This is a genomic window from Brevundimonas sp. G8, assembly GCF_902506205.1.
GTDB lineage: Bacteria > Pseudomonadota > Alphaproteobacteria > Caulobacterales > Caulobacteraceae > Brevundimonas.
Map to the genome: position 1 here is coordinate 557,733 of NZ_LR732816.1, position 17,457 is coordinate 575,189.

Annotated in this window: 27 protein-coding genes; 6 read left to right on the top strand and 21 right to left on the bottom strand. The window is 68.6% G+C overall.

Going from position 1 to position 17,457, the window contains the following annotated elements:
- Together CHRYSEO8AT_RS02670 and CHRYSEO8AT_RS02675 are read right to left on the bottom strand one after the other, a co-directional pair.
- A partial coding sequence (locus tag CHRYSEO8AT_RS02670) for a DUF2163 domain-containing protein (protein ID WP_159845869.1) occupies window positions 1–162 on the bottom strand: 162 nt, incomplete at its 3' end.
- Window positions 163–165: 3 nt separating this feature from the next.
- Window positions 166–777, bottom strand: coding sequence for a DUF2460 domain-containing protein (locus CHRYSEO8AT_RS02675; RefSeq protein ID WP_159845872.1), 612 nt, complete (start codon window positions 775–777; stop codon window positions 166–168).
- Window positions 778–907: 130 nt separating this feature from the next.
- Here CHRYSEO8AT_RS02675 and CHRYSEO8AT_RS02680 point away from each other — a divergent pair, with 130 nt between their 5' ends.
- Both CHRYSEO8AT_RS02680 and CHRYSEO8AT_RS02685 read left to right on the top strand, forming a co-directional pair.
- A complete protein-coding gene (locus CHRYSEO8AT_RS02680; protein WP_159845875.1) occupies window positions 908–1,540 on the top strand; it encodes a DUF805 domain-containing protein in 633 nt (210 codons plus the stop codon).
- A gap of 112 nt (window positions 1,541–1,652) precedes the next feature.
- The gene (locus CHRYSEO8AT_RS02685; RefSeq protein ID WP_159845878.1) at window positions 1,653–2,372 is read left to right on the top strand and encodes a DUF805 domain-containing protein; all 720 of its coding nucleotides are present in this window, start codon (window positions 1,653–1,655) and stop codon (window positions 2,370–2,372) included.
- 54 nt (window positions 2,373–2,426) lie between these two features.
- Here the strand turns inward: CHRYSEO8AT_RS02685 and CHRYSEO8AT_RS02690 are convergent, their stop codons facing one another.
- From CHRYSEO8AT_RS02690 to CHRYSEO8AT_RS02725, 8 genes are all read right to left on the bottom strand, one after another.
- Entirely contained in the window at window positions 2,427–2,948 is a 522-nt protein-coding gene (locus CHRYSEO8AT_RS02690; protein ID WP_159845881.1) for a phage tail tape measure protein, read from the bottom strand.
- On the bottom strand, window positions 2,938–3,114 hold the full coding sequence (locus tag CHRYSEO8AT_RS02695; RefSeq protein ID WP_370514222.1) for a phage tail assembly chaperone: 177 nt from the start codon (window positions 3,112–3,114) through the stop codon (window positions 2,938–2,940). The genes CHRYSEO8AT_RS02690 and CHRYSEO8AT_RS02695 overlap by 11 nt, the downstream gene beginning before the upstream one ends.
- Window positions 3,111–3,386 carry a GTA-gp10 family protein gene (locus CHRYSEO8AT_RS02700; protein ID WP_159845884.1) on the bottom strand — a complete coding sequence of 92 codons (276 nt, stop codon included), beginning with the start codon at window positions 3,384–3,386 and terminating at the stop codon, window positions 3,111–3,113. The genes CHRYSEO8AT_RS02695 and CHRYSEO8AT_RS02700 overlap by 4 nt, the downstream gene beginning before the upstream one ends.
- Window positions 3,383–3,793: a phage major tail protein, TP901-1 family gene (locus CHRYSEO8AT_RS02705; RefSeq protein ID WP_159845887.1), complete on the bottom strand. Its 411-nt coding sequence runs from the start codon at window positions 3,791–3,793 to the stop codon at window positions 3,383–3,385. Before CHRYSEO8AT_RS02705 ends, CHRYSEO8AT_RS02700 begins: the two co-directional genes overlap by 4 nt.
- Complete coding sequence (locus CHRYSEO8AT_RS02710; protein WP_159845890.1) at window positions 3,793–4,203, bottom strand: DUF3168 domain-containing protein; 411 nt, start codon at window positions 4,201–4,203, stop codon at window positions 3,793–3,795. Before CHRYSEO8AT_RS02710 ends, CHRYSEO8AT_RS02705 begins: the two co-directional genes overlap by 1 nt.
- Window positions 4,200–4,496 (bottom strand): phage head-tail adapter protein, encoded by a 297-nt coding sequence (locus CHRYSEO8AT_RS02715; RefSeq protein ID WP_159845893.1) that lies wholly within the window; start codon window positions 4,494–4,496, stop codon window positions 4,200–4,202. The genes CHRYSEO8AT_RS02710 and CHRYSEO8AT_RS02715 overlap by 4 nt, the downstream gene beginning before the upstream one ends.
- Window positions 4,493–4,756, bottom strand: a complete 264-nt coding sequence (locus CHRYSEO8AT_RS02720; RefSeq protein WP_159845896.1) for a head-tail connector protein — start codon at window positions 4,754–4,756, stop codon at window positions 4,493–4,495. The genes CHRYSEO8AT_RS02715 and CHRYSEO8AT_RS02720 overlap by 4 nt, the downstream gene beginning before the upstream one ends.
- Window positions 4,757–4,937: 181 nt before the next feature.
- On the bottom strand, window positions 4,938–6,176 hold the full coding sequence (locus tag CHRYSEO8AT_RS02725; protein ID WP_159845899.1) for a phage major capsid protein: 1,239 nt from the start codon (window positions 6,174–6,176) through the stop codon (window positions 4,938–4,940).
- A gap of 323 nt (window positions 6,177–6,499) precedes the next feature.
- Between CHRYSEO8AT_RS02725 and CHRYSEO8AT_RS02730 the strand changes: the two genes are divergently transcribed.
- Together CHRYSEO8AT_RS02730 and CHRYSEO8AT_RS02735 are read left to right on the top strand one after the other, a co-directional pair.
- The gene (locus CHRYSEO8AT_RS02730) at window positions 6,500–7,075 is read left to right on the top strand and encodes a hypothetical protein (protein WP_159845902.1); all 576 of its coding nucleotides are present in this window, start codon (window positions 6,500–6,502) and stop codon (window positions 7,073–7,075) included.
- A gap of 89 nt (window positions 7,076–7,164) precedes the next feature.
- Window positions 7,165–7,335, top strand: a complete 171-nt coding sequence (locus tag CHRYSEO8AT_RS02735; RefSeq protein WP_236547399.1) for a hypothetical protein — start codon at window positions 7,165–7,167, stop codon at window positions 7,333–7,335.
- Here CHRYSEO8AT_RS02735 and CHRYSEO8AT_RS02740 read toward each other — a convergent pair.
- From CHRYSEO8AT_RS02740 to CHRYSEO8AT_RS02785, 10 genes are all read right to left on the bottom strand, one after another.
- Window positions 7,322–7,870, bottom strand: a complete 549-nt coding sequence (locus CHRYSEO8AT_RS02740; RefSeq protein WP_159845908.1) for an HK97 family phage prohead protease — start codon at window positions 7,868–7,870, stop codon at window positions 7,322–7,324. The two genes, CHRYSEO8AT_RS02735 and CHRYSEO8AT_RS02740, sit on opposite strands and share 14 nt — an antisense overlap.
- Before the next feature lie 77 nt (window positions 7,871–7,947).
- Window positions 7,948–8,181, bottom strand: a complete 234-nt coding sequence (locus tag CHRYSEO8AT_RS02745) for a hypothetical protein (RefSeq protein WP_159845911.1) — start codon at window positions 8,179–8,181, stop codon at window positions 7,948–7,950.
- Complete coding sequence (locus CHRYSEO8AT_RS02750) at window positions 8,178–9,350, bottom strand: phage portal protein (RefSeq protein WP_159845914.1); 1,173 nt, start codon at window positions 9,348–9,350, stop codon at window positions 8,178–8,180. Before CHRYSEO8AT_RS02750 ends, CHRYSEO8AT_RS02745 begins: the two co-directional genes overlap by 4 nt.
- Before the next feature lie 104 nt (window positions 9,351–9,454).
- Complete coding sequence (locus CHRYSEO8AT_RS02755) at window positions 9,455–10,525, bottom strand: acyltransferase (protein ID WP_159845917.1); 1,071 nt, start codon at window positions 10,523–10,525, stop codon at window positions 9,455–9,457.
- A gap of 38 nt (window positions 10,526–10,563) precedes the next feature.
- Complete coding sequence (locus CHRYSEO8AT_RS02760; protein WP_201304335.1) at window positions 10,564–11,820, bottom strand: terminase large subunit domain-containing protein; 1,257 nt, start codon at window positions 11,818–11,820, stop codon at window positions 10,564–10,566.
- Window positions 11,792–12,325 carry a hypothetical protein gene (locus tag CHRYSEO8AT_RS02765; protein ID WP_159845923.1) on the bottom strand — a complete coding sequence of 178 codons (534 nt, stop codon included), beginning with the start codon at window positions 12,323–12,325 and terminating at the stop codon, window positions 11,792–11,794. The genes CHRYSEO8AT_RS02760 and CHRYSEO8AT_RS02765 overlap by 29 nt, the downstream gene beginning before the upstream one ends.
- A 32-nt stretch (window positions 12,326–12,357) precedes the next feature.
- On the bottom strand, window positions 12,358–12,810 hold the full coding sequence (locus CHRYSEO8AT_RS02770; protein ID WP_159845926.1) for a YcgN family cysteine cluster protein: 453 nt from the start codon (window positions 12,808–12,810) through the stop codon (window positions 12,358–12,360).
- 40 nt (window positions 12,811–12,850) lie between these two features.
- Window positions 12,851–13,189 (bottom strand): multidrug efflux SMR transporter, encoded by a 339-nt coding sequence (locus CHRYSEO8AT_RS02775; RefSeq protein ID WP_159845929.1) that lies wholly within the window; start codon window positions 13,187–13,189, stop codon window positions 12,851–12,853.
- Window positions 13,186–13,764 carry a TetR/AcrR family transcriptional regulator gene (locus tag CHRYSEO8AT_RS02780; protein WP_159845932.1) on the bottom strand — a complete coding sequence of 193 codons (579 nt, stop codon included), beginning with the start codon at window positions 13,762–13,764 and terminating at the stop codon, window positions 13,186–13,188. The genes CHRYSEO8AT_RS02775 and CHRYSEO8AT_RS02780 overlap by 4 nt, the downstream gene beginning before the upstream one ends.
- A gap of 47 nt (window positions 13,765–13,811) precedes the next feature.
- Window positions 13,812–14,417, bottom strand: a complete 606-nt coding sequence (locus CHRYSEO8AT_RS02785; RefSeq protein ID WP_159845935.1) for a hypothetical protein — start codon at window positions 14,415–14,417, stop codon at window positions 13,812–13,814.
- Between the two features lie 103 nt (window positions 14,418–14,520).
- On the opposite strand from CHRYSEO8AT_RS02785, the gene CHRYSEO8AT_RS02790 reads away from it, so the two are divergent.
- Both CHRYSEO8AT_RS02790 and CHRYSEO8AT_RS02795 read left to right on the top strand, forming a co-directional pair.
- Window positions 14,521–16,338: an ABC-F family ATP-binding cassette domain-containing protein gene (locus tag CHRYSEO8AT_RS02790; protein WP_159845938.1), complete on the top strand. Its 1,818-nt coding sequence runs from the start codon at window positions 14,521–14,523 to the stop codon at window positions 16,336–16,338.
- A gap of 4 nt (window positions 16,339–16,342) precedes the next feature.
- A complete protein-coding gene (locus CHRYSEO8AT_RS02795; RefSeq protein ID WP_159845941.1) occupies window positions 16,343–16,978 on the top strand; it encodes a helix-turn-helix domain-containing protein in 636 nt (211 codons plus the stop codon).
- Here CHRYSEO8AT_RS02795 and CHRYSEO8AT_RS02800 read toward each other — a convergent pair.
- Entirely contained in the window at window positions 16,975–17,364 is a 390-nt protein-coding gene (locus CHRYSEO8AT_RS02800; RefSeq protein ID WP_159845946.1) for a VOC family protein, read from the bottom strand. The two genes, CHRYSEO8AT_RS02795 and CHRYSEO8AT_RS02800, sit on opposite strands and share 4 nt — an antisense overlap.
- Between the last annotated feature and the right edge of the window lie 93 nt (window positions 17,365–17,457).

The window sequence follows — 17,457 nt, forward strand, 5'->3', positions numbered from 1 at the left end:
CCCGCTCGCCGCCCGACAGACCACCCCGTCCACCACCAGGTCCCGGTCGTGATCGGTGAACCCCATCACCGCCCCGTCGGCCCGCTCCAGCCGCCAGACATGACACAGCGTCGTCGCCCCGCTCTCGATGCGGACGGCCATTTCTTCCGGTATGTTTCGCATGGTTCAGACCCGAACCTCGATCAGAGGCACGGCCGCCATCCGCCCGGCCTCAAAGCTCTCCAACGTCGTCTCGATCCTGTCCGAGTCGAACCGCACCGGCGTGTCGAACTGGAAGCCCGCCGTCACCACCACGCCCGCCCCGGGCGCGTTGGCCATCGTCACCACCCCCGTCCCCGCATCGACCATGAAATCCGCGACCTCGACGCCCCCGACCGCTGCGCGCACCGACCCCGCGACCGGCTTGGCGATCGGCCGCTCCACATCGCCGTATCGCTTCACCAGATCGAACGCCGTCCGCGTCCCGTCCCCGACGCCCAGCACCTGATCCCCGGCCGAAACCGTCCCCCCCGGCGCACATGACTTGAAATCCGCGAAGTCCTTGAACCGGAACCCGTACAGCCGCCCTCGCCGCGCCTCGAAGAAGGCGACCAGCTCGGCCATGTCGTCCAGAGACCTCAGGTTCGCCCCGATCAGATACCGTCTGCGCCCCAGCGACCACGGCGTCGAACGCCGCTCGAACCCCGACGCCAGTGTCGTGATCTCCGTCCTCCGCTCCACCCCGCCGGTCGAGCCGAACGCCAGCCGCGCGGGCAGGCGCACCTCATGAAAAGCCATTGCCGTCTCCATTGTGGCCGCCTCCGTCTTCGGCCAAGGTTCGACGACGGCGCACCTGCCGCGTCCCTGGACCGAGACATGAGAAGCGATGTTCTGAGCTTGGATCCCGCGACGGCGATGCGAACGCCCCATGCGCGGTGAGATTCTTCAGTACGATCCCGAAACCGGCGCCGGCCTGGTCAGCGGCGACGACCTCGCCCGCTATGATTTTTCATCCCGGTCGCAGGATCTGGCGGTCGGGCGTCGCGTCGATTTCGTCGTCGCACCCGACGGCGCAGCGACGGACCTGATCGTTCTTCAGGACGCCCGCCACCAGCCCGTCGTCATCGCGCCCGAGCCGGACCTGGGCCTGTGGGGCTATTTCCGGCGTTGCGTGACGACGAAATACGTCGATGGAAACGGGCGCGCCCGGCGCAAGGAATACTGGTCTTTCGCCCTGTTCCACGCCCTGATCCTGTTCCTGCTTTTTACACCCATCCTCGTTCTCGTGATCATCGATGCGGAGACGGGACGAGACATGCAGGCGTTCGGCATGACCGGCATCGCGCTGGCGGGCCTCGTCATGGCGGGGCTGATCCTCCCCGGCGTCACCGTTCTGATTCGCCGCTTCCACGATGTCGGCCTCAGCGGCTGGCTCGTGCTGATCGGCTGCATCCCCTACGTCGGCGGGCTGTTCCTCTTTGTCGTCAGCCTTTTGCCCTCGCAACCGGCCGTGAACATCTACGGCGCGCCGCCCACAGGCACGGGCCAAATCGCAATTTGAGAGAAATTCTCAGGAACCGTTCGCCAAGCTTGACCTTTCAGTCTTGTCCGGCGCACGTCGTCCGGCGAAGTTCGCAAACTGCCGCTCGGCGGCGACAACCCAGGAGACCTCCGTGCGCGGTGAAATTCTCAGCTACGACGCTACCATCGGCGCCGGTCTGATCAGCGGCGACGACGGCGCCCGTTACGACTTCACCTCGGCCGCGCTTCAGTCGCCGGCCGTGCCCACGTCCGGCGTTCGCGTCGACTTCGTGCCCGAGGGCGGCGTCGCCACCCAGATCCTGATCCTCGCCGGCGCGGCGACCACCACCGGCGTCGCTGGCGGTTACGCCACTTCGGCCGCCTCCGCCGCTGTCGGCGCGCCCGGCTCGGGCTTCGACTTCAAGTCCGCCATGCTGTCGTTCGACGGCCGCCTGCGCCGCTCGCATTTCTGGATCGGCTTCCTGATCATCTTCGGCGCCAATCTCGTGCTGAACTTCATTCCCTTTATCGGCGCGGTGATCTCGCTGGCCTTGATCTGGTCGAACCTGGCCATCTCGGTGAAGCGCCTGCACGACATGGGCAAGACCGGCTGGCTGGTCGCCATCCCCTACGGCGTGTCCTTCGCCCTGGGCATCGTCGCCGTCGTCATGATGGTCGCCGGCATCGCCGCCAGCGGCATGGACGAGAGCTATTACGAGAACAATCCGATGGCCGCCCTGTCCATGATGGGTCCGGCGATCGGCATCTTCGGCATCATCATGCTCGTCAACCTGGCCTTCCTGCTGTGGGTTGGCATCACGGACAGCCAGAAGGGCGAGAACCGCTTCGGCCCAAACCCCAAGGGCGAATAGGCCTCATCGCCTGAACGACTTCCGCGCCGCCCCGTCCTCGACGGGGCGGCGTTTCTACATCCGCCGCGCGCCCAGACTGACGGCCCGCGCCAGCATCTGGGCGATCTGCGCCTCGGATCGCAACAGGGCCGGCGCGCCCCCGTCCACCGCCACATTGATGGTGACCCCCCCGCCGGAAACCGGCCCGATCTCGCCGCCCGTCGCGGGTCGAAACACCTCCGGCCCGCGCTCTCCGACCAGATAGGCGCCCCCGCCCAGCACCGGCCCGCCGTCCGCCCGCGCCCCGCCGAACCCGGACATCGCCGCCTGGATCGCGCCGCTCAAGCCGCCCTGCGATCCCGCCGCTGCATTCACCGCGTTCAGCACCGCCCGCGCCAGTTCGGCCAGCGACACCTCCCCGTCCGCCGCCGCCCGCGCCAGCGACCGCGTCAGGCTGTCGCCCGCGCGCCCGAACGCCTCTTCGATGGCGTTGGCCGCATCCTCTGCAGGTCCCTTTAGCGCCTCCAGCGCCGCCCCGACCTCCGCTGCTCTCAACGCGACCTGGTCGATCCCGTCCCGCCCGAACTCATCCGCCATCCGGCCAACCCTCCATCAATCGCGCCAGTCCCTCGCGCCCCAGGGGGGCCGTTCCGCGCGGCGCCTGCGTCAGCATCCGCCACTCCTTCAGCGACAGCCGCCAGAACGCCTCCGGCGCCAAGCCCATCGCGGCCGCCAGCCTCAACATCTCGCCCCACGGCGTCACGCCGCAGCCGCCGCAAACGCCCGCGCCACCGCGACAGCCGCCTCGCGCGGATCGACGCCGGCCACATCCGCCGCCTCACCACCGCCGCGCAACACCGCCGCCAGCACCACCATCAGATCCCTCGCCGACAGCGTCTTCATCCGCTCAGCCACGGCCGCCAGTCCATCGACGCCCAGCCCCGTCTCGATCTCCGCCAGCGCCCCCAGCGTCAGACATACCCGACGCCGCTCGCCGCCCAGCATCACAGCCGCCTCGCCCCGCGCCCCGTTCATATCGCGCTGAACCCGATGACTCCCGCGCTGGCCAGACTCAGCGCGAATGTCGCCTCGCCCTCGTGCTCCCCGGCGTATTCCAGCGCCGCCACCAGGAACGGCCCCTCCAGCACGCCGAAGTCCGGCACGATCAGCCGCCACCGCTTCGCCGCCTGATCGAAGAAGGCCTCGCGCACCAGCGCATCCGACGCCGCGTCTCGGAAAATGCCCTGCCCCGACACCGCCGCCGACTTCACGCCCGCGCCCGCCAGCAGCTCGCGCCACCGCCCGGCGCTGTCGCCGTCCGTCGCATCCACCGTCTTCGCGTTCAGCGAGATGGTACGCGCCCTCAACCCCGCCACCGTCGTGAACACGCCCGGCGCACCCTCGATCTTCAGCAGCATGTCCTTGCCCGCCTGTGCGGTCATCAGCCTTCTCCCACTTCCTCGGTTACCGCCCTCAGCCGCACCACCGCATAGGTCCGCCGCCCGTCACCCGCCCGAAATACATCCGCGAACGTCGCCCTCAACGTCGCCGTCCGCACCCCGTCGGCCTCCAGCACCGCCTCGTGCAGACACGCCCGCACCGCCGCCGCCACCGCCTTTGCCTCCTCCGATCCCGCAAACCGCGACACAGCCGTCAGGGTCAGCCTCTGCTCGACCCCGCCCCCGTCCGCCGCCACTGGCCGGCTCTCACACCGCCCGATCACCAGGTGCGGAAACGCTGCCTCATCAGGCGCCTGATCCCAGACACGTCCGCCCAGCAGCGCCTCAACCGCCGCATCGCCCTTCAACGCCGCCACCACGGCCTTCTGCAGCGCGCTCTCGTGATCCCTCATCGCACCCGCTCCAGGTCCAGCTTGACCCGCCCCGGCCGCGATTCCTCCATCCCCGCGATCCGCCAGTCCGCCCCGCCGAACCGCAGCACCCGCCCGACCGCCAGCCGAGGATCCGCCCGCGCCTCCGCGCCCATCGTCTCGACCGCCCGCCTCTGATCGCCCTCGTCGCGTTCGGTACGCCTGCGCGCCCCGCACTTCAGCCAGGCCGACCCGACCGCCTCGAACGTCACGCTGCGCCCGCCATACGGCGTCTCGGCCTCCACCGGCTGAAACAGCCCCGCGAGAACTCTCACAACCGCACCACGCGATAGGGCGCCACCCAGCCCTCGACCGGCTCAACCGCCACCGGCTCCCCCCGCTCATAGGCCCGCAGCACCAGCATCAGGATCGCCAGCCGCAACGGCGCCGGCGAGGTGGACGTCAGGCCCAGCCCCACATCCCCCTCGACCTTCGCCTGGGCCGCCTCGATCAAGGTCTGGATCAACCCATCCTCGGCCTCATGCTCGACCCTCAGAAACAGCTTCGCCTCCGCCACCGTCACCGGCTGCGCCATGGCAATCTCCATTGTCAGATTCAGTATTCTCCCTCCCCGCTCCGGGGAGGGTGGTCGAGCCGCAGGCGAGACCGGGTGGGAAGGGCCAGGCAATCCAAGTCCGGTCGCCCTGCCGCCCCCACCCGGCCGCTACGCGGCCTGCCCTCCCCCGCAGGGGGAGGGAGAAACGAGCGCCATCACATCAGCTCGCGGCGAACTTCATCACCTTGATCGCATCGAAGTTCTGCACCCCGCCGCCGACCCGCTTGGTCGTGTAGAACAGCACATAGGGCTTGGCCGAATACGGATCGCGCAACACCCGCACCCCTGCCCGATCCACGATCAGATAGCCCCGCTGAAAGTCCCCGAACGCGATCGACAGGCTGTTGGCCGCCATATCCGGCATCGTCTCGATCTCGGTGACCGGATAGCCCAGCAGCGACGCCGTCTCGCCCAGCCGCGTCGCCGGCTGCCAGATGTAGTTGCCGTCCGCGTCCTTGAACTTGCGCACGGCCGACACCGTCTTGCGGTTCATCACGAACCGCCCGTTCGGCCGGTACTGTGCCTTGGGCGCATAGACCAGGTCGATCAGTCGATCCGCCGGACTGGTCGTCGCAAAACCGCCCGCCGCCCCCGACGCGACATAACCGATCTGACCCCAGGCCTGGCCCGCGTCCGCCACGGTCGGATAGGTCAAAAAGCCCTTGGGCTTGTTCACCCCGTCGCCGCCCACGAAAGCCTGGGTCTCCTGCGCCGCAAAGGCGTCCTCGACCTCTGCCGCCAGCCATTCGTCCAGATCGACCATGGCGTCGTCCAGCAACGCCTGCGTCGCCGCCGGATTGGCGTAGAGATCGGCCGACGGGAACTCCAGCAACGCCAGGGTCGCCGGGTCCGTCTCCGGCCGCGCCGCCGTCTCCGCCACCCAGCCGCAAGCCACGCCCGCCGTCGACACCGGCTTTCTGAACACGCCGGCCGCCACCGTGCGCACCGTGGCGATTTCGCGCATCGGCGAGGCCGCCATCAGACGTCGCTCGATGGCCCGCTCGGTCTCGTACGGCACGACATAGCCGCCCGAGGTCGCGCCGCCCGACAGGCCGGCCTTGACCTCCAGACCGCCCGACTGACCCGTCTTCAGATAGCCGTCCCACGCCGCCTTCGCCTCGGGCGCCCCCGAGACTGAGTTGCCCGGCTCGGCGGGCTCGCCCCCAATCACCGGACGCCTGTTCTGGCTCATCACCCGATCCAGCCGCGCCTGCGCCGCCGCCACCGCCTGGTCGATGCGCGCCACCTTCTCCTCCAACAGCACATCGGCCGCCGCCTTCTTCTCGATCTCGTTCAGCCGGACGTCGTTCGCCCCTTTGAACGCCTCGAACGCCGCCATCATCTCATACACGACAGCGCGCGCCTCGGGAGCGCCCGAAGCCTGTTTGGTCTCTTTCATGATATCTCCGGTTGAAGAACCGCCCGTTGCGGTTAGGGTCGGCGAATGAGTGCTCCAGCAAAGCTCCCACGCACCCGATTGGGTCGCCTCGCTCCCTTCTCCACTTGGAAGGACGGGGCATTCTGGTTGATGATCTTGGGACTCGGGGGGGCGTCGATCAGCGAAAAGATGGGATGGATTGACGACGGTGGGCGGTCGCTGCTTTTCTTCTCGGCGTTGGCCATTGCGTGCCTGATTTGGGTTCTCTCACCCTATCTGCCGGAGTTGACCGTACCGCCAAGGCTTGCGCCCCTCGACCGCCTTCAAGTTCACAACGACGCCTGATGTCCCACCTCACGCCGCTCGAAAGCGCCGTCATGGACGCCATGGTCTGGCAGATGGGCGACAGCGTCCCCGATCTGGCGGCCCAGGCGGCGTCCAGCTCGCCGGGCCTGCGTCGCAACACAGGCGCCGGCCTCTATTCCCGAATCGTCGTCGATGCGGACCGCATCGCGGCCAACCCGGACGCCACCGGCCTGTTCGGCACGGTCCATGTCATGGTCGGCGATCTGCCCGATCCCATCGGTTTCCAGATCGAGCTGCGCCAGGGCCGGCTGATGGCCCTGCATGGCCAGAGCTATGGCCAGGACACCCGCGCCATCGACTTCTCCAGCACACCCTTCGGCGAGGTCTTCACCGTCGACGCCCGCGGCCAATCCATCCTCTACCGTCCCGCATGGCGCGCCCCCGATCCCGTTGTCCCCAGGCCGAGACCCGCCGCCCGGCAGACCGCCCAAATCCAAACCCCGGCCCAGACCAAGGCCGTCGTGGGAGCGGGGTCTGCAGGCCTGGCGCCGCCGACGCCGCCCCCGACAGGCCTGCAGACCCCGCTCCCACGACCGCCGCCACGCCCAGCCTGACCGAAATCCTCGCCAGCATTTCCAACCCCACCGCCTCTCGCGCAGGCAAGCTGGCCCTGGTCTATCTCGGCGCCTATGCGCTGGCGGTGGTGTTCGTCCTGTTCGCCGAACTCGTCCTGCATCTCGGCTGGGTCTTCGCCGCCATCGTCGCCGGCTGGGCGCTGCGCTACATCCACAGCGCCAAGGGCCGCGCCAGGATGGCCGACCTCGCCGACCGCCTGGACCGCAACGGCGCCTTCGAGGCCCTCAAGCCAAACTGAACCGCGCGCCCGGCAGCATCGGAAACGTCACCAGCGACACCTCCCACAGCTCGACCGCGCTCAGCACCCTCAGTCGCCCCTGACGCCGCGCCCGCGCCGTGCGGTATCCGATCGACAGTCCGTCCATCGCTCCCGCCCGGCTCAGCGCTCCGGCGAACCGCGCCTCGGCCGACCAGTCCTCGATCCGTCCCCGGACAAGCAACCCCCGCGCATCCTCCACGATCTGCTCCCAGACCCCGACCGGCGCCCGCGCATCATGCTGGTTCAGCATCCGCACCCCCTCGGCGCCCGTCTTCGCCAGACTGTCCGCAAACGCCCCCGCCTGCACCACATCCCCGTTCAGATCCGCCACGCCCCACAGGGAGGCGTAGCCTTGGATGAGTAGCGCACCGGACCTCTCCCTCCCCCTGCGGGGGAGGGTGGTCGAGCCGTCAGGCGAGACCGGGTGGGGGCGACCAGGCGACGCTCCACCGATCTGTTTCGTTTCCAGCAATGCGGCCTTGCCGGGCCGCCCCCACCCGGTCGCGGAGTTCATCCTTGGGCCGGCCATAGGCCGGACCCGGGGGCGACCACCCTCCCCGGATCGGGGAGGGAGAAAACTGCGCGCGCCACTCACGATCCGCCCTCCAACCGCCGCTCGATCCGCTCCACGGCCGCCGCCGTCGCCTCGCCCTGGACCTCCAGCCTCGCCAGCCGTTCGGCGACCAGCCTCTGTTCCCCGACCCGCTGCTCCAGCGTGGCGATCCGCGCCGCCGCCCCGCCGGCCCAGACCAGGCCGCCGATGGTTTGCACGACCACAGCGACCAGCAACGCCGTCGGCACGCGTCGGATTTGATGTACGGTCATCCCTCCAACCCCGCCATCCGCCTGCGCTCCTCGTCCGTCAGGAAGCTCACCGCTTCCAGCCGCGCCCACAGGGCGTCCCGCTCGGGCTGCAGCGCCGATACCGCATCCAGATCCGCCCGCACCTCGCAACCGACGAACCGCTCGCCCAGCCAGCACGTCATCGCCCCCGCCGCCTTCCTGACCAGCGGGATCACCGTCTGTCGCCAGAAGGCCACGTTGGCCTCGCGATAGTTGGCGTAGGTCGCGTCGCCGGGGATGCCCAGCAGCTGCGGCGGAACCCCGAACGCCAGGGCGATCTCGCGCGCCGCCGCATGTTTGCCGGCGGTGAAATCCATCTCCGCCGGCGTCAGGCTCAGCGGCTTCCAGTCCATCCCGCCCTCCAGCAGAATCGGCCGTCCGGCGTTCGTCGCCCCGGCGTAGACGTTCGAAAGTTGGTCCTTCAGCGCCTCGAACTGCCCGTCCGTCAGCCGCTCGCCGTTCCTCGCCCCATAGACCAGCGCCCCCGACGGCCGCGCCGCATTGTCCAGCAGCGCCTTGTTCCAAGCCCCGGCCGCATTGTGCGCATCCACCCCCTGCGCCGCCGCCTCCATCGGCGACAGCCCGTACCAGTCGTCCAGCGGATGCCACAGCTTCAGGTGCATCACCGGCGCCCAGCCGTCCGCCGCCCGCCCGATCCGAACCGAGCGTCCGTCCACGGAATAGTCCCACGCCTCGGGCCAGCCCGACCGGCCGGGGACCACCTTCACCCGGTCCGACCGCAGCGCCCACAGCTCGTCCGGCGCCCCGTCCCCGTCCGCATCGCCGGTCGCCTCGACATAGGCGTTGCCCGACACCTGCAACGCCCCATAGACCGCCTCCATCAACTCGGCCCCCGACTGTTCGGGATTGGGCCGCCGGATCAGTTTGGCCAGCGGATGCGCCTCGTCGCGCACCCCGTCCACGAACACCGCGAACGGCGCCGCAGCCGCCGCCTCGGCGATCATGCGGATGCAGCGATAGGCCACCGCATTCTTCTGATACCCCTCACGCGCCAGGCTGGCGTAGTCGTTGGGCGTCCACCGCGGCCGCCCCACGCCCGACAGGGCGATCACTCCGCCCGCCCGGCTCTCCTTCGCCTCAGGCGCACCCCCGCGCCCCGCCTGGCCGAACGGCCACCGGATCGAAACCATCGTGTCAGTTTCCTTATTTTCATCATCCTCGGGCTTGTCCCGAGGATCCAGACTCCCGGTCTTCGCCGGTCAGGCTCGGTGTTTCTGGATCCTAGGCACGAGGCCTAGGATGACGGCGTTGAAAGCAACGTTCGTCGTTCTGGCGGCGTCATCAGCCGCAACACCGGCCGCTCGACCCACAGATGTACGACCACCCCCGCCGCCAGACTGGCGAGCACCGTCAGCACCACCACCACATCCCCAGGCGCCACGACCATCCCGCTCTCGAACAACCGCCCCAGCGCCCGGATCACCAGCACATGGACCAGATAGATCGAATAGGACGCATCCCCCATGAAGGCCGCCGCCCGCTCCAGCCGCCCCGGCGCAACATCCACCCGCTCCATCCTTGCCACGCCGAACACCAGCAAGGCGCTGGGCGCCCCCCAGATCAGCACCCGCCGCAACCCGTTCCACGGATCGTTCAACGCCCTCACATCGTCGATCCCGCCATAGCCGACGACCAGGCTCACCCCGAACCCGACAAGCGCCAGCCCGACCGCCCATACGCCCAACCGACGCGGCGCTAACCGCCACACCGACGCGATCCCCACGCCCAGCAGAAACTCCAGAATGATCGGCGCGCCCCAGAACCTCAGCACCGGCGCCGCAACGACCAACCCGGCCGCCACCATCGCCGCATAGGCCCCGACCAGCCCCCAGCCGACGCGCCGTCCGCCGGCCATCGCCAATCCGAACCCGGCGTAGAACAGCATCTCGAAACACAGGGTCCACCCCGGCCCCAGCGCCGGAAACGTCATCTCCAGTCCGCTGAACGGCCAGAACAGAAACGTCGCCGTCGCCACGTCCGGGCTCAGCGTCCCGCCCCGCGCCATCCCGATCAGGATCGGCAGCGACAGCAGCCAATAGATCGGCGCCACCCTGCGAAACCGTCGCCACAGGAACGCCCCAGCCGCACCGACGCCCGCCTGCCCCCGCGTCGTCGTGGCGATGATGAAGCCGCTGATGACGAAGAACACATCGACGCCTACGGCGCCGAAATTCTCCAGCGTCCCGCCGACCAGCGCCGTCTCCAGCCCCAGCCGCGTCCCCGCCAGATCCAGCGCATGGGCGACGACTACCGCCGTCGCCGCCGCGAACCGCAGCGCCTGCACCCCGTAGAACCGCTCCCCCATCCGCCACGGTTAACATCGCGCGCGTAGAACAAACAACCTCAGATCATCACCCGCGCCCGCACGGCCTCGGCGATCCTGGCCTGACCCGCCGCATTGGGATGGACGGCGTCGAACATCAGCCCGCTGGCGAAACCTCCGCCGAACAGAGCCGCACCGTCGATGGGCGCCGCCAGCCCCCGCGTCGCCGCCACTTCGAAAACCGCATCCCGGATCGCGCTCTGGGCGGCATAGCCCGCCTTGCCCTGCGCCGGATCGGACGGACATCCGGTCATCAGCAACACGTCCCCCGTCGTCAGGCACCGATCCACCAGCAGCCCCAGCCCGGCCTTGTAGGTCGCAACCGCCGTCCCCGCATTCCAGTCGTTGATCGTCAGGCACACGACCGACAGATCGGGCGCCGCCGCCGGGATCGACCCATAGGCCCGGTACGGCTGGTCCGTCGTGATCCAGTCCGCCACCTTCGCCCCGCCCCATCCGGCATTGATCACCCGCGCCCGCCGCACGTCCGACCGCCACGCGACCCCGCCGGCGATGAACACCGCCCCGCCCGAGGCCCAGCGCACCGTCACCGGCCCGCTCGTCTCGGGAAAGGCGACGGTCGTCACCTCCATCGACGCCGGCTTGGTCGTGTTCACGCTCGCGCGCACCACCCCGTCCGTCTCGACCGTCATCACTCCCAGCGCCGTATTGGTCACGGCCCACAGGTCGAACCGATCCACCGGCCCGTCGGGCTGAAAGCTCCAGACGCCGCCGGACGCCGCCGCGCCAGAGAACAGCTTGCCGCCCATCCCCGTCAGCGTGTTGACGCCCCACCCGGCCATCAGCCGCCTCAGCGCCGGGATCGGCCGGGGCGTCGTCGTCACCGCCAGCAGCGGCTCGTCCCCCAGCCGCAACCCGAACCTCAGGTTCGACAGCACCATCTCCGGCTTGCGCCAGGCGCAGAACTCGTCCGCCCAGGCCGCGTGGAACTGCGGCCCCCTCAGACTGTCGGGATCCTCGGCCGAAAACGCATAGGCCGCCGATTGATTTTTCCACACCAGCCGACGCCGTCCCGCCTCCCAGCGCGGCCGGTCGCCCGGTTCCGCCGACGCCTTGATCCCCGACGCCCCCTCCACCATCACTTCGCGCACATCGTGCAGAGCGGGGCCGACTAGGGCCAGGGTGATGCCGGGCAGCTCGCGCGCCATGATGTCGATCCAGACCGACCCGGCGAAAGTCTTGCCCGACCCTCGCCCGCCTAGCAGCAGCCAGGTTTTCAGATCATCGTCAGTCGGCGAAGCCTGATGCTTGGCCACCTGACAGTGATTGCGATGCAGCCTTAGCCCGCGCTCTTTCAGCAGCCTCGGCGTTCTTCTCTTCCAGAATCCGATCAAGCCGCGCGTGCTCGACGACCAGCTCCTGTCGGATTCGCTCGTCCTCTGCGGGGTCGTAGGTTCGTCCACCCATCTCGTCCTCTTCGTTGTCGCTCAGGCACAACAGCCGCATCGCCTCGACCGCCTTGGCCGATCGCGCGATCACGCCGATCTGGCGCGCGACCTTTTCGGCTGCGGCCGCGTCCTCGATCTCTGTCTTGCAAACCTTTTGCGCGGCCTCTTCCATCTTGGCCTTCAGCATCAGGAACAGGGGCTCCATCCACCCGGCGCAGGACGCAGCCGTTGCGCCAGCGCCGCCGCAGCCGCCCTCTCCGTCATCCCGATTTCCCGTCATGCCCAAACCATAGCGCAGCAGCGTCCTCAGGCCGGAAGATCGCCCACACAATTCGCCAACGATTTGTTTTCTAAAGACTTCGACCAGCGTCATTGCGCTGGCTAGCGGGGGCTACCCTAGCAGCCTCAGCCCCGTTCCAGCATCCATTCGGGCGCCTCGAAGTCCAGCGCATCCTCCGGCTGGGCCAGCGACAGCTCTGAAATCGTCTGCCCCCGCACCGACACCCCGGCCGTATGCACCGTCTCGCGACTGCCCGAGATCAGATGATGCCACCCCGCCAGCGGTCGCCCCTCGTGCAGCCGGCGATAGGCGCACGACAGGGGCATCCACCCCAGCGCCTCGATGTTTCCAGGCGTCAGCTTGATGCAGTCCGGCACCTGCGCCTTGCGGTTCGCATAGTCCGAGCACGAACAGGCCTGGGAATCGAACAGCTTGCAGTGAACCCGCGTCGGAACGACATCGCCTGTATCCTCGTCCTCGAACCGGATCACGCAGCACAGCCCGCACCCATCGCACAGCCCCTCCCACTCGGAAGGCGACATCTCGGCCAGGGTCTTGGTTTCCCAGTAGGACTGCATGGCGCGCCTCATACGCGCCGCCTCGCCGCTTGTCACAGCCTCAATGCCCCACCGTCTTGGAGAACAGATTGATCACCACCACCCCGCCGACGATCATCGCAAGCCCCGCGATGGCCGGCAGGTCCAGCCGCTGGCGGAACGCCACCGTCCCGATCACCGAGATCAGCACGACGCCCAGCCCGCTCCAGATCGCATAGGCGATCCCCACCGGCATCTGTTTCAGCGCGATCGACAACAGATAGAAGGCCAGGCCGTAGCAGACCGCCATCCCCGCCGTGGGCCAGGCCCTGGTGAACTGCTGCGAGGCCTGCAGCAGGGTCGTCCCCGCCACCTCCAGCGCGATGGCGCCCAGCAACGCCATCCAGGTCACCGGGCTCATGCGTCGTTCGCCGTGATCGGATGGCCGGGCGTCAGCAGCGACAACATCGCCTGCCGCTGTTCAGGCGACACCCGGTGCGTCCCGAAAATGTCCGACATCCACAAACCGTCAGCGATCAGCATCAGCATCAGGGCGTCGTCCGCCCCGACAGGATCGCTGGGATCGTCCGCCTTCACCTTGTCGATCCAGCCGTTCCAGCGCTGCGACAGCGCAGGATCGATGGCGCAGGCGGCCATCACCACCCGGCCGATACTGACGTCCTGCGGCGTGAACGGCTCGTTGACGGTGGCCCTCAGATAGGCCCGCGCATTGCGGCCATACGGCTCGGGATCGCGCGCCGCCTCGGCCAGAATGCTCTGCACGTGCATCTCGCCCAGATGGTCGATCATCCCCTCCAGCAGGGCGATCTTGGTCGGGAAATGGTGCAGCAGGGCGCCCTTGCTGACCGTCGTCCGCGCCGCCACCGCATCCAGCGTAAAGCCCGACGCGCCCAGATCAGCAGCGACTTCCAGCGCCTTCTCGATGATTTCGGCGCGGGTGTCGTCGGGTGCGCGGCGGCGTGTGATCGTATCCATGACCGCTACATACCAACCGGACGGTAACTGTCAATCGACAGGACTGATCAGGCCCCGCGCGGCGCCCGCCGTCGGCTCCAGGCCACCCAGGCGATGCCGACGACCGACACGAACACGCCGCCGAAGAACGCCCCCAGCGCCGAAAGGACGACAGCGAACATTCCTGTCATGAAGCCCTGCCCCACCGCGATCACGGTCTGCGGTCCGGCGCCGCCCTCGTAATCCGCCGACACCCTGTAGGTCCCGGCCCGGTCGATGCGGAACACCTGGATCGACTGCCCCTGTCGTCCACCGAAGGTATAGGTCGAACTCCCGCTCGGCGTACGCGTCGCCACCGGCGTTCCGTCCGCCGCCTGGACCTTGACCGCCAGACCGGGCACCTCATCCACGGCATAGACCCGCCCATCGACGACGCTGCGGACCTCCAGAAACACGGTGTGGTTTCCCGGCGTCAGCGCCAGCTCGCGCGCGCCCGGCACGACGATCTGCTCTAGCCCGTCGTCAAGCGCCGGCAGTTTCGTCGCCAGCAGCACGACCATGGTCACGATCCCGCAGATCGCCGGCAGCACAGCCAGCAGATAGAATATCCGCCCCGGCTTGCGCTCCGTCCTGCGCTCTGGCGCGCCCCCGCGCCCGTTCGACGTCATATCCATCCCTGGCATCCCCGACTTCAAACCCTGCACGAACTACACCGTGTCGCCGGGAAACCGTCAACGCCGATGGCGGTTCGGCCTCCCCTCCTCTATATGGCCGCCCATGGCAGCCAGACCCCCCCTCGTCGCACTCAAGGACGTCCGTCTTCAGGACGGCCAGCGCCCCCTCTTCGACGGCGTCGACCTCGCGGTCGAACCGCGCAGCCGCGCCGCCCTCGTCGGCCGCAACGGCGCCGGCAAGTCCACCCTGATGAAGGTCGTCATGGGGATGATCGAGCCCGACAGCGGCGACCGTTCGGTCCAGTCCGCCGTCCGCTTCGCCTATGTGCCGCAGGAACCCGTCATCACCGGCGAGACCCTGCTGGACTATGCCTCCTCCGGCGAGGCCGAGAGCTGGACCGCCGAGAGCTGGCTGGCCACCTTCGGCCTGAATCCCGAGAAATCCACGCAGGGCCTGTCCGGCGGCGAGACCCGCCGCGCCGCCCTGGCCAAGGCCTTCGCCGAAGAGCCCGACCTGCTGCTGCTGGACGAGCCGACCAACCACCTCGACATCCTGGCCATCGAACTGCTGGAGAATGAGCTCATCCAGGCCCGGTTCGCCCTGCTGGTCGTCAGCCACGACCGCGCCTTCCTGAACCGCGTCACCAACACCGTCCACTGGCTGGAAGGCCGCCGCGTCCGCACCCTGAGCAAGGGCTTCGTCGAGTTCGACGAATGGTCGTCCAAAGTCATGGAGGAGGAGGCCGAATCCCTGCGTCGCCTGACCAAGACCATCGAGCGCGAGACCGCCACCTTCTACTCCTCCATCACCGCCCGCCGCAGCCGCAACGAGGGCCGCGCCCGCTCGCTGAACGCCCTTCGCGCCGAACGCGCCGAGAAGATGAAGGACGCGCCGCGCGAGCTTTATCTGGGCGTCGATTCCGGCGGCACGTCGGGCAAGCTGGTCGCCGAGATCAAGGGCGTGTCCAAGGGTTTCAACGGCCGCACCCTGTTCAAGGACCTGACCACCCGCATCATCCGCGGCGACCGCCTGGGCATCGTCGGTCCCAACGGCGCGGGCAAGACCACCCTGGTCAAGACCCTGCTGGGCGAACTGCCGCCGGACGAGGGCACGGTCCGCATGGGCTCCAACCTGGAATCCGTCTATCTGGATCAGTCGCGCGAGGGGCTGAAGTCGGACATGACCCTGTGGGACGCCCTGACGCCGGGCGGCGGGGACTCCATCCTGGTGCGCGGCGTGTCCAAACACGTCGCCGCCTACGCCAAGGACTTCCTGTTCTCCGAGGCCCAGCTGCGCCAGCCGATCTCGACCCTGTCGGGCGGCGAGCGCAACCGCCTGCTTCTGGCCCGCGCCCTGGCGAAACCGGCCAACCTGCTGATCCTCGACGAACCGACCAACGACCTGGACATGGACACGTTGGACAAGCTGGAAGAGCTGCTGGAGGGTTACGACGGCACCCTGATCCTGGTCTCCCACGACCGCGACTTCATCGACCGTCTGTCCACCTCGACCTTGGCGCTGAACGGGCGCGGCGACATCGTCGAGACCCCCGGCGGCTGGACCGACTTCATCCGCCAGAACCCCGGCTTCCTCCAGCCCGGCTCCAACCCCCGCCCCCAGGACAAGGCCGCCGCCCAGCGCGCCGCCGAGGCCGCGCCGGCCGCCGTCGCCCCCAAGAAGGTCGGCAAGCTGACCTTCAAGGACGCGCATCGCCTTAAGGAGCTGGAAGCCCTCATCGACACGCTTCCGGCGACCATCGCCAAACACGATGCGACCCTGGCCGACCCCGGCCTCTACGCCCGCGACCCCAAGACCTTCGACGCCACGATGAAGGCCGCCGACAAGGCCCGCGCCGACCTGGAAAGCGCCGAACTGGAATGGCTGGAGCTCGAAGAGAAGAAGGCGGCGCTGGCGGGGTGATCCCATGCAAGCGCTCGCCGTCTGGACCTATGCCGCCGAGACGTCAGACGCGGTTCTGGTCCTGCCCGACGGTTGCCGCGACCTGATCGTACATCGTCCCCGGACAGGGGCCGCGATCCTGTCGGTCTCGGCGCTGGATCACGGCCCGCGCCATGCCGTCATCGAGGCCGGATCACACCTCCAGGGCCTGCGGCTTCCGCCCGGCGCCGTCATCGACGCGCCCGTTCTTCAAGCGCTTTGGCGCGAGGATGACCTTCTCGAAGATCTGACCTCGGCCCTTGGCGAAGCCGTCTCGCTGTCGCCGGATGTCACAGAGGCCCTGGGCCTGATCGGCGACCGACTGGCGACAGCCGACGACACCGCGCGCGCCCTGGGCGTCAGCCTTCGCAGCCTGCAACGCCTGTTGATTCAGACGGGCGCGCCGTTCGTCTATTGGCGCGGTCTGGCCCGCGCCCGACGATGCGCCCGGCTGATGATCGCGCAAGCCGACCGGCCTTTGGCGGATGTCGCCCTGACCTCGGGTTATGCCGATCAGGCCCATATGACCCGCGAGGCGCGGCGATGGCTGGGCGTCACGCCCGCCGGTCTACGCTGCGATCACCGCCGCGCCGCCATCGCCGCCCAGATCGGCTATTTCTAGTCGCCGCCTCTGACCGGCGTGCAAATCTCGACCAGATAACCGTTCAGGTCCGTGACATAGGCCAGGGTCTGACCCCATGGCTGATCGACCGGCGCCGTGACCAAGGCCGCTCCCGCCGCCACGGCGCGATCCACCGCCGTCGGCACGTCGTCGGTCTCGAACGCCAGTTCGAACACCGGCCGGGCCGGATCCGGCGCCCCGACCGTCTTGCCAAGGCTGGCCATCAGGGTCGTAGCGGAAAAGGCCAGCACCGTGTCGCCCGTCTCCATCTCGGCGTAATCGCCCGACGGATGCGTCATGCGCGGCTTGAGCCCAAAGGCGCGTTCGTGAAAATCGACCGCCTCCGCGACATTGGGGACATAGAGGATGACATATTTCAGTTTCATGCTGGTCTCCAAAGACGGAATGTCTGGCCCCACTAGCCGCCCGCACCCGCGCACTTATTGAACAAAAACGACACCGACGATGCGTCTTCCTTC

What these genes read in the sequence shown, in the direction of transcription:
- CHRYSEO8AT_RS02675 (WP_159845872.1), bottom strand. Translation starts at nt 777, where the DNA reads ATGGCTTTTCATGAGGTGCGCCTGCCCGCGCGGCTGGCGTTCGGCTCG.
- CHRYSEO8AT_RS02680 (WP_159845875.1), top strand. Translation starts at nt 908, where the DNA reads ATGCGCGGTGAGATTCTTCAGTACGATCCCGAAACCGGCGCCGGCCTG.
- CHRYSEO8AT_RS02690 (WP_159845881.1), bottom strand. Translation starts at nt 2,948, where the DNA reads ATGGCGGATGAGTTCGGGCGGGACGGGATCGACCAGGTCGCGTTGAGA.
- CHRYSEO8AT_RS02700 (WP_159845884.1), bottom strand. Translation starts at nt 3,386, where the DNA reads ATGAACGGGGCGCGGGGCGAGGCGGCTGTGATGCTGGGCGGCGAGCGG.
- CHRYSEO8AT_RS02705 (WP_159845887.1), bottom strand. Translation starts at nt 3,793, where the DNA reads ATGACCGCACAGGCGGGCAAGGACATGCTGCTGAAGATCGAGGGTGCG.
- CHRYSEO8AT_RS02710 (WP_159845890.1), bottom strand. Translation starts at nt 4,203, where the DNA reads ATGAGGGATCACGAGAGCGCGCTGCAGAAGGCCGTGGTGGCGGCGTTG.
- CHRYSEO8AT_RS02720 (WP_159845896.1), bottom strand. Translation starts at nt 4,756, where the DNA reads ATGGCGCAGCCGGTGACGGTGGCGGAGGCGAAGCTGTTTCTGAGGGTC.
- CHRYSEO8AT_RS02725 (WP_159845899.1), bottom strand. Translation starts at nt 6,176, where the DNA reads ATGAAAGAGACCAAACAGGCTTCGGGCGCTCCCGAGGCGCGCGCTGTC.
- CHRYSEO8AT_RS02730 (WP_159845902.1), top strand. Translation starts at nt 6,500, where the DNA reads ATGTCCCACCTCACGCCGCTCGAAAGCGCCGTCATGGACGCCATGGTC.
- CHRYSEO8AT_RS02740 (WP_159845908.1), bottom strand. Translation starts at nt 7,870, where the DNA reads ATGAACTCCGCGACCGGGTGGGGGCGGCCCGGCAAGGCCGCATTGCTG.
- CHRYSEO8AT_RS02745 (WP_159845911.1), bottom strand. Translation starts at nt 8,181, where the DNA reads ATGACCGTACATCAAATCCGACGCGTGCCGACGGCGTTGCTGGTCGCT.
- CHRYSEO8AT_RS02750 (WP_159845914.1), bottom strand. Translation starts at nt 9,350, where the DNA reads ATGGTTTCGATCCGGTGGCCGTTCGGCCAGGCGGGGCGCGGGGGTGCG.
- CHRYSEO8AT_RS02755 (WP_159845917.1), bottom strand. Translation starts at nt 10,525, where the DNA reads ATGGGGGAGCGGTTCTACGGGGTGCAGGCGCTGCGGTTCGCGGCGGCG.
- CHRYSEO8AT_RS02765 (WP_159845923.1), bottom strand. Translation starts at nt 12,325, where the DNA reads ATGACGCTGGTCGAAGTCTTTAGAAAACAAATCGTTGGCGAATTGTGT.
- CHRYSEO8AT_RS02770 (WP_159845926.1), bottom strand. Translation starts at nt 12,810, where the DNA reads ATGCAGTCCTACTGGGAAACCAAGACCCTGGCCGAGATGTCGCCTTCC.
- CHRYSEO8AT_RS02775 (WP_159845929.1), bottom strand. Translation starts at nt 13,189, where the DNA reads ATGAGCCCGGTGACCTGGATGGCGTTGCTGGGCGCCATCGCGCTGGAG.
- CHRYSEO8AT_RS02780 (WP_159845932.1), bottom strand. Translation starts at nt 13,764, where the DNA reads ATGGATACGATCACACGCCGCCGCGCACCCGACGACACCCGCGCCGAA.
- CHRYSEO8AT_RS02785 (WP_159845935.1), bottom strand. Translation starts at nt 14,417, where the DNA reads ATGGATATGACGTCGAACGGGCGCGGGGGCGCGCCAGAGCGCAGGACG.
- CHRYSEO8AT_RS02790 (WP_159845938.1), top strand. Translation starts at nt 14,521, where the DNA reads ATGGCAGCCAGACCCCCCCTCGTCGCACTCAAGGACGTCCGTCTTCAG.
- CHRYSEO8AT_RS02795 (WP_159845941.1), top strand. Translation starts at nt 16,343, where the DNA reads ATGCAAGCGCTCGCCGTCTGGACCTATGCCGCCGAGACGTCAGACGCG.
- CHRYSEO8AT_RS02800 (WP_159845946.1), bottom strand. Translation starts at nt 17,364, where the DNA reads ATGAAACTGAAATATGTCATCCTCTATGTCCCCAATGTCGCGGAGGCG.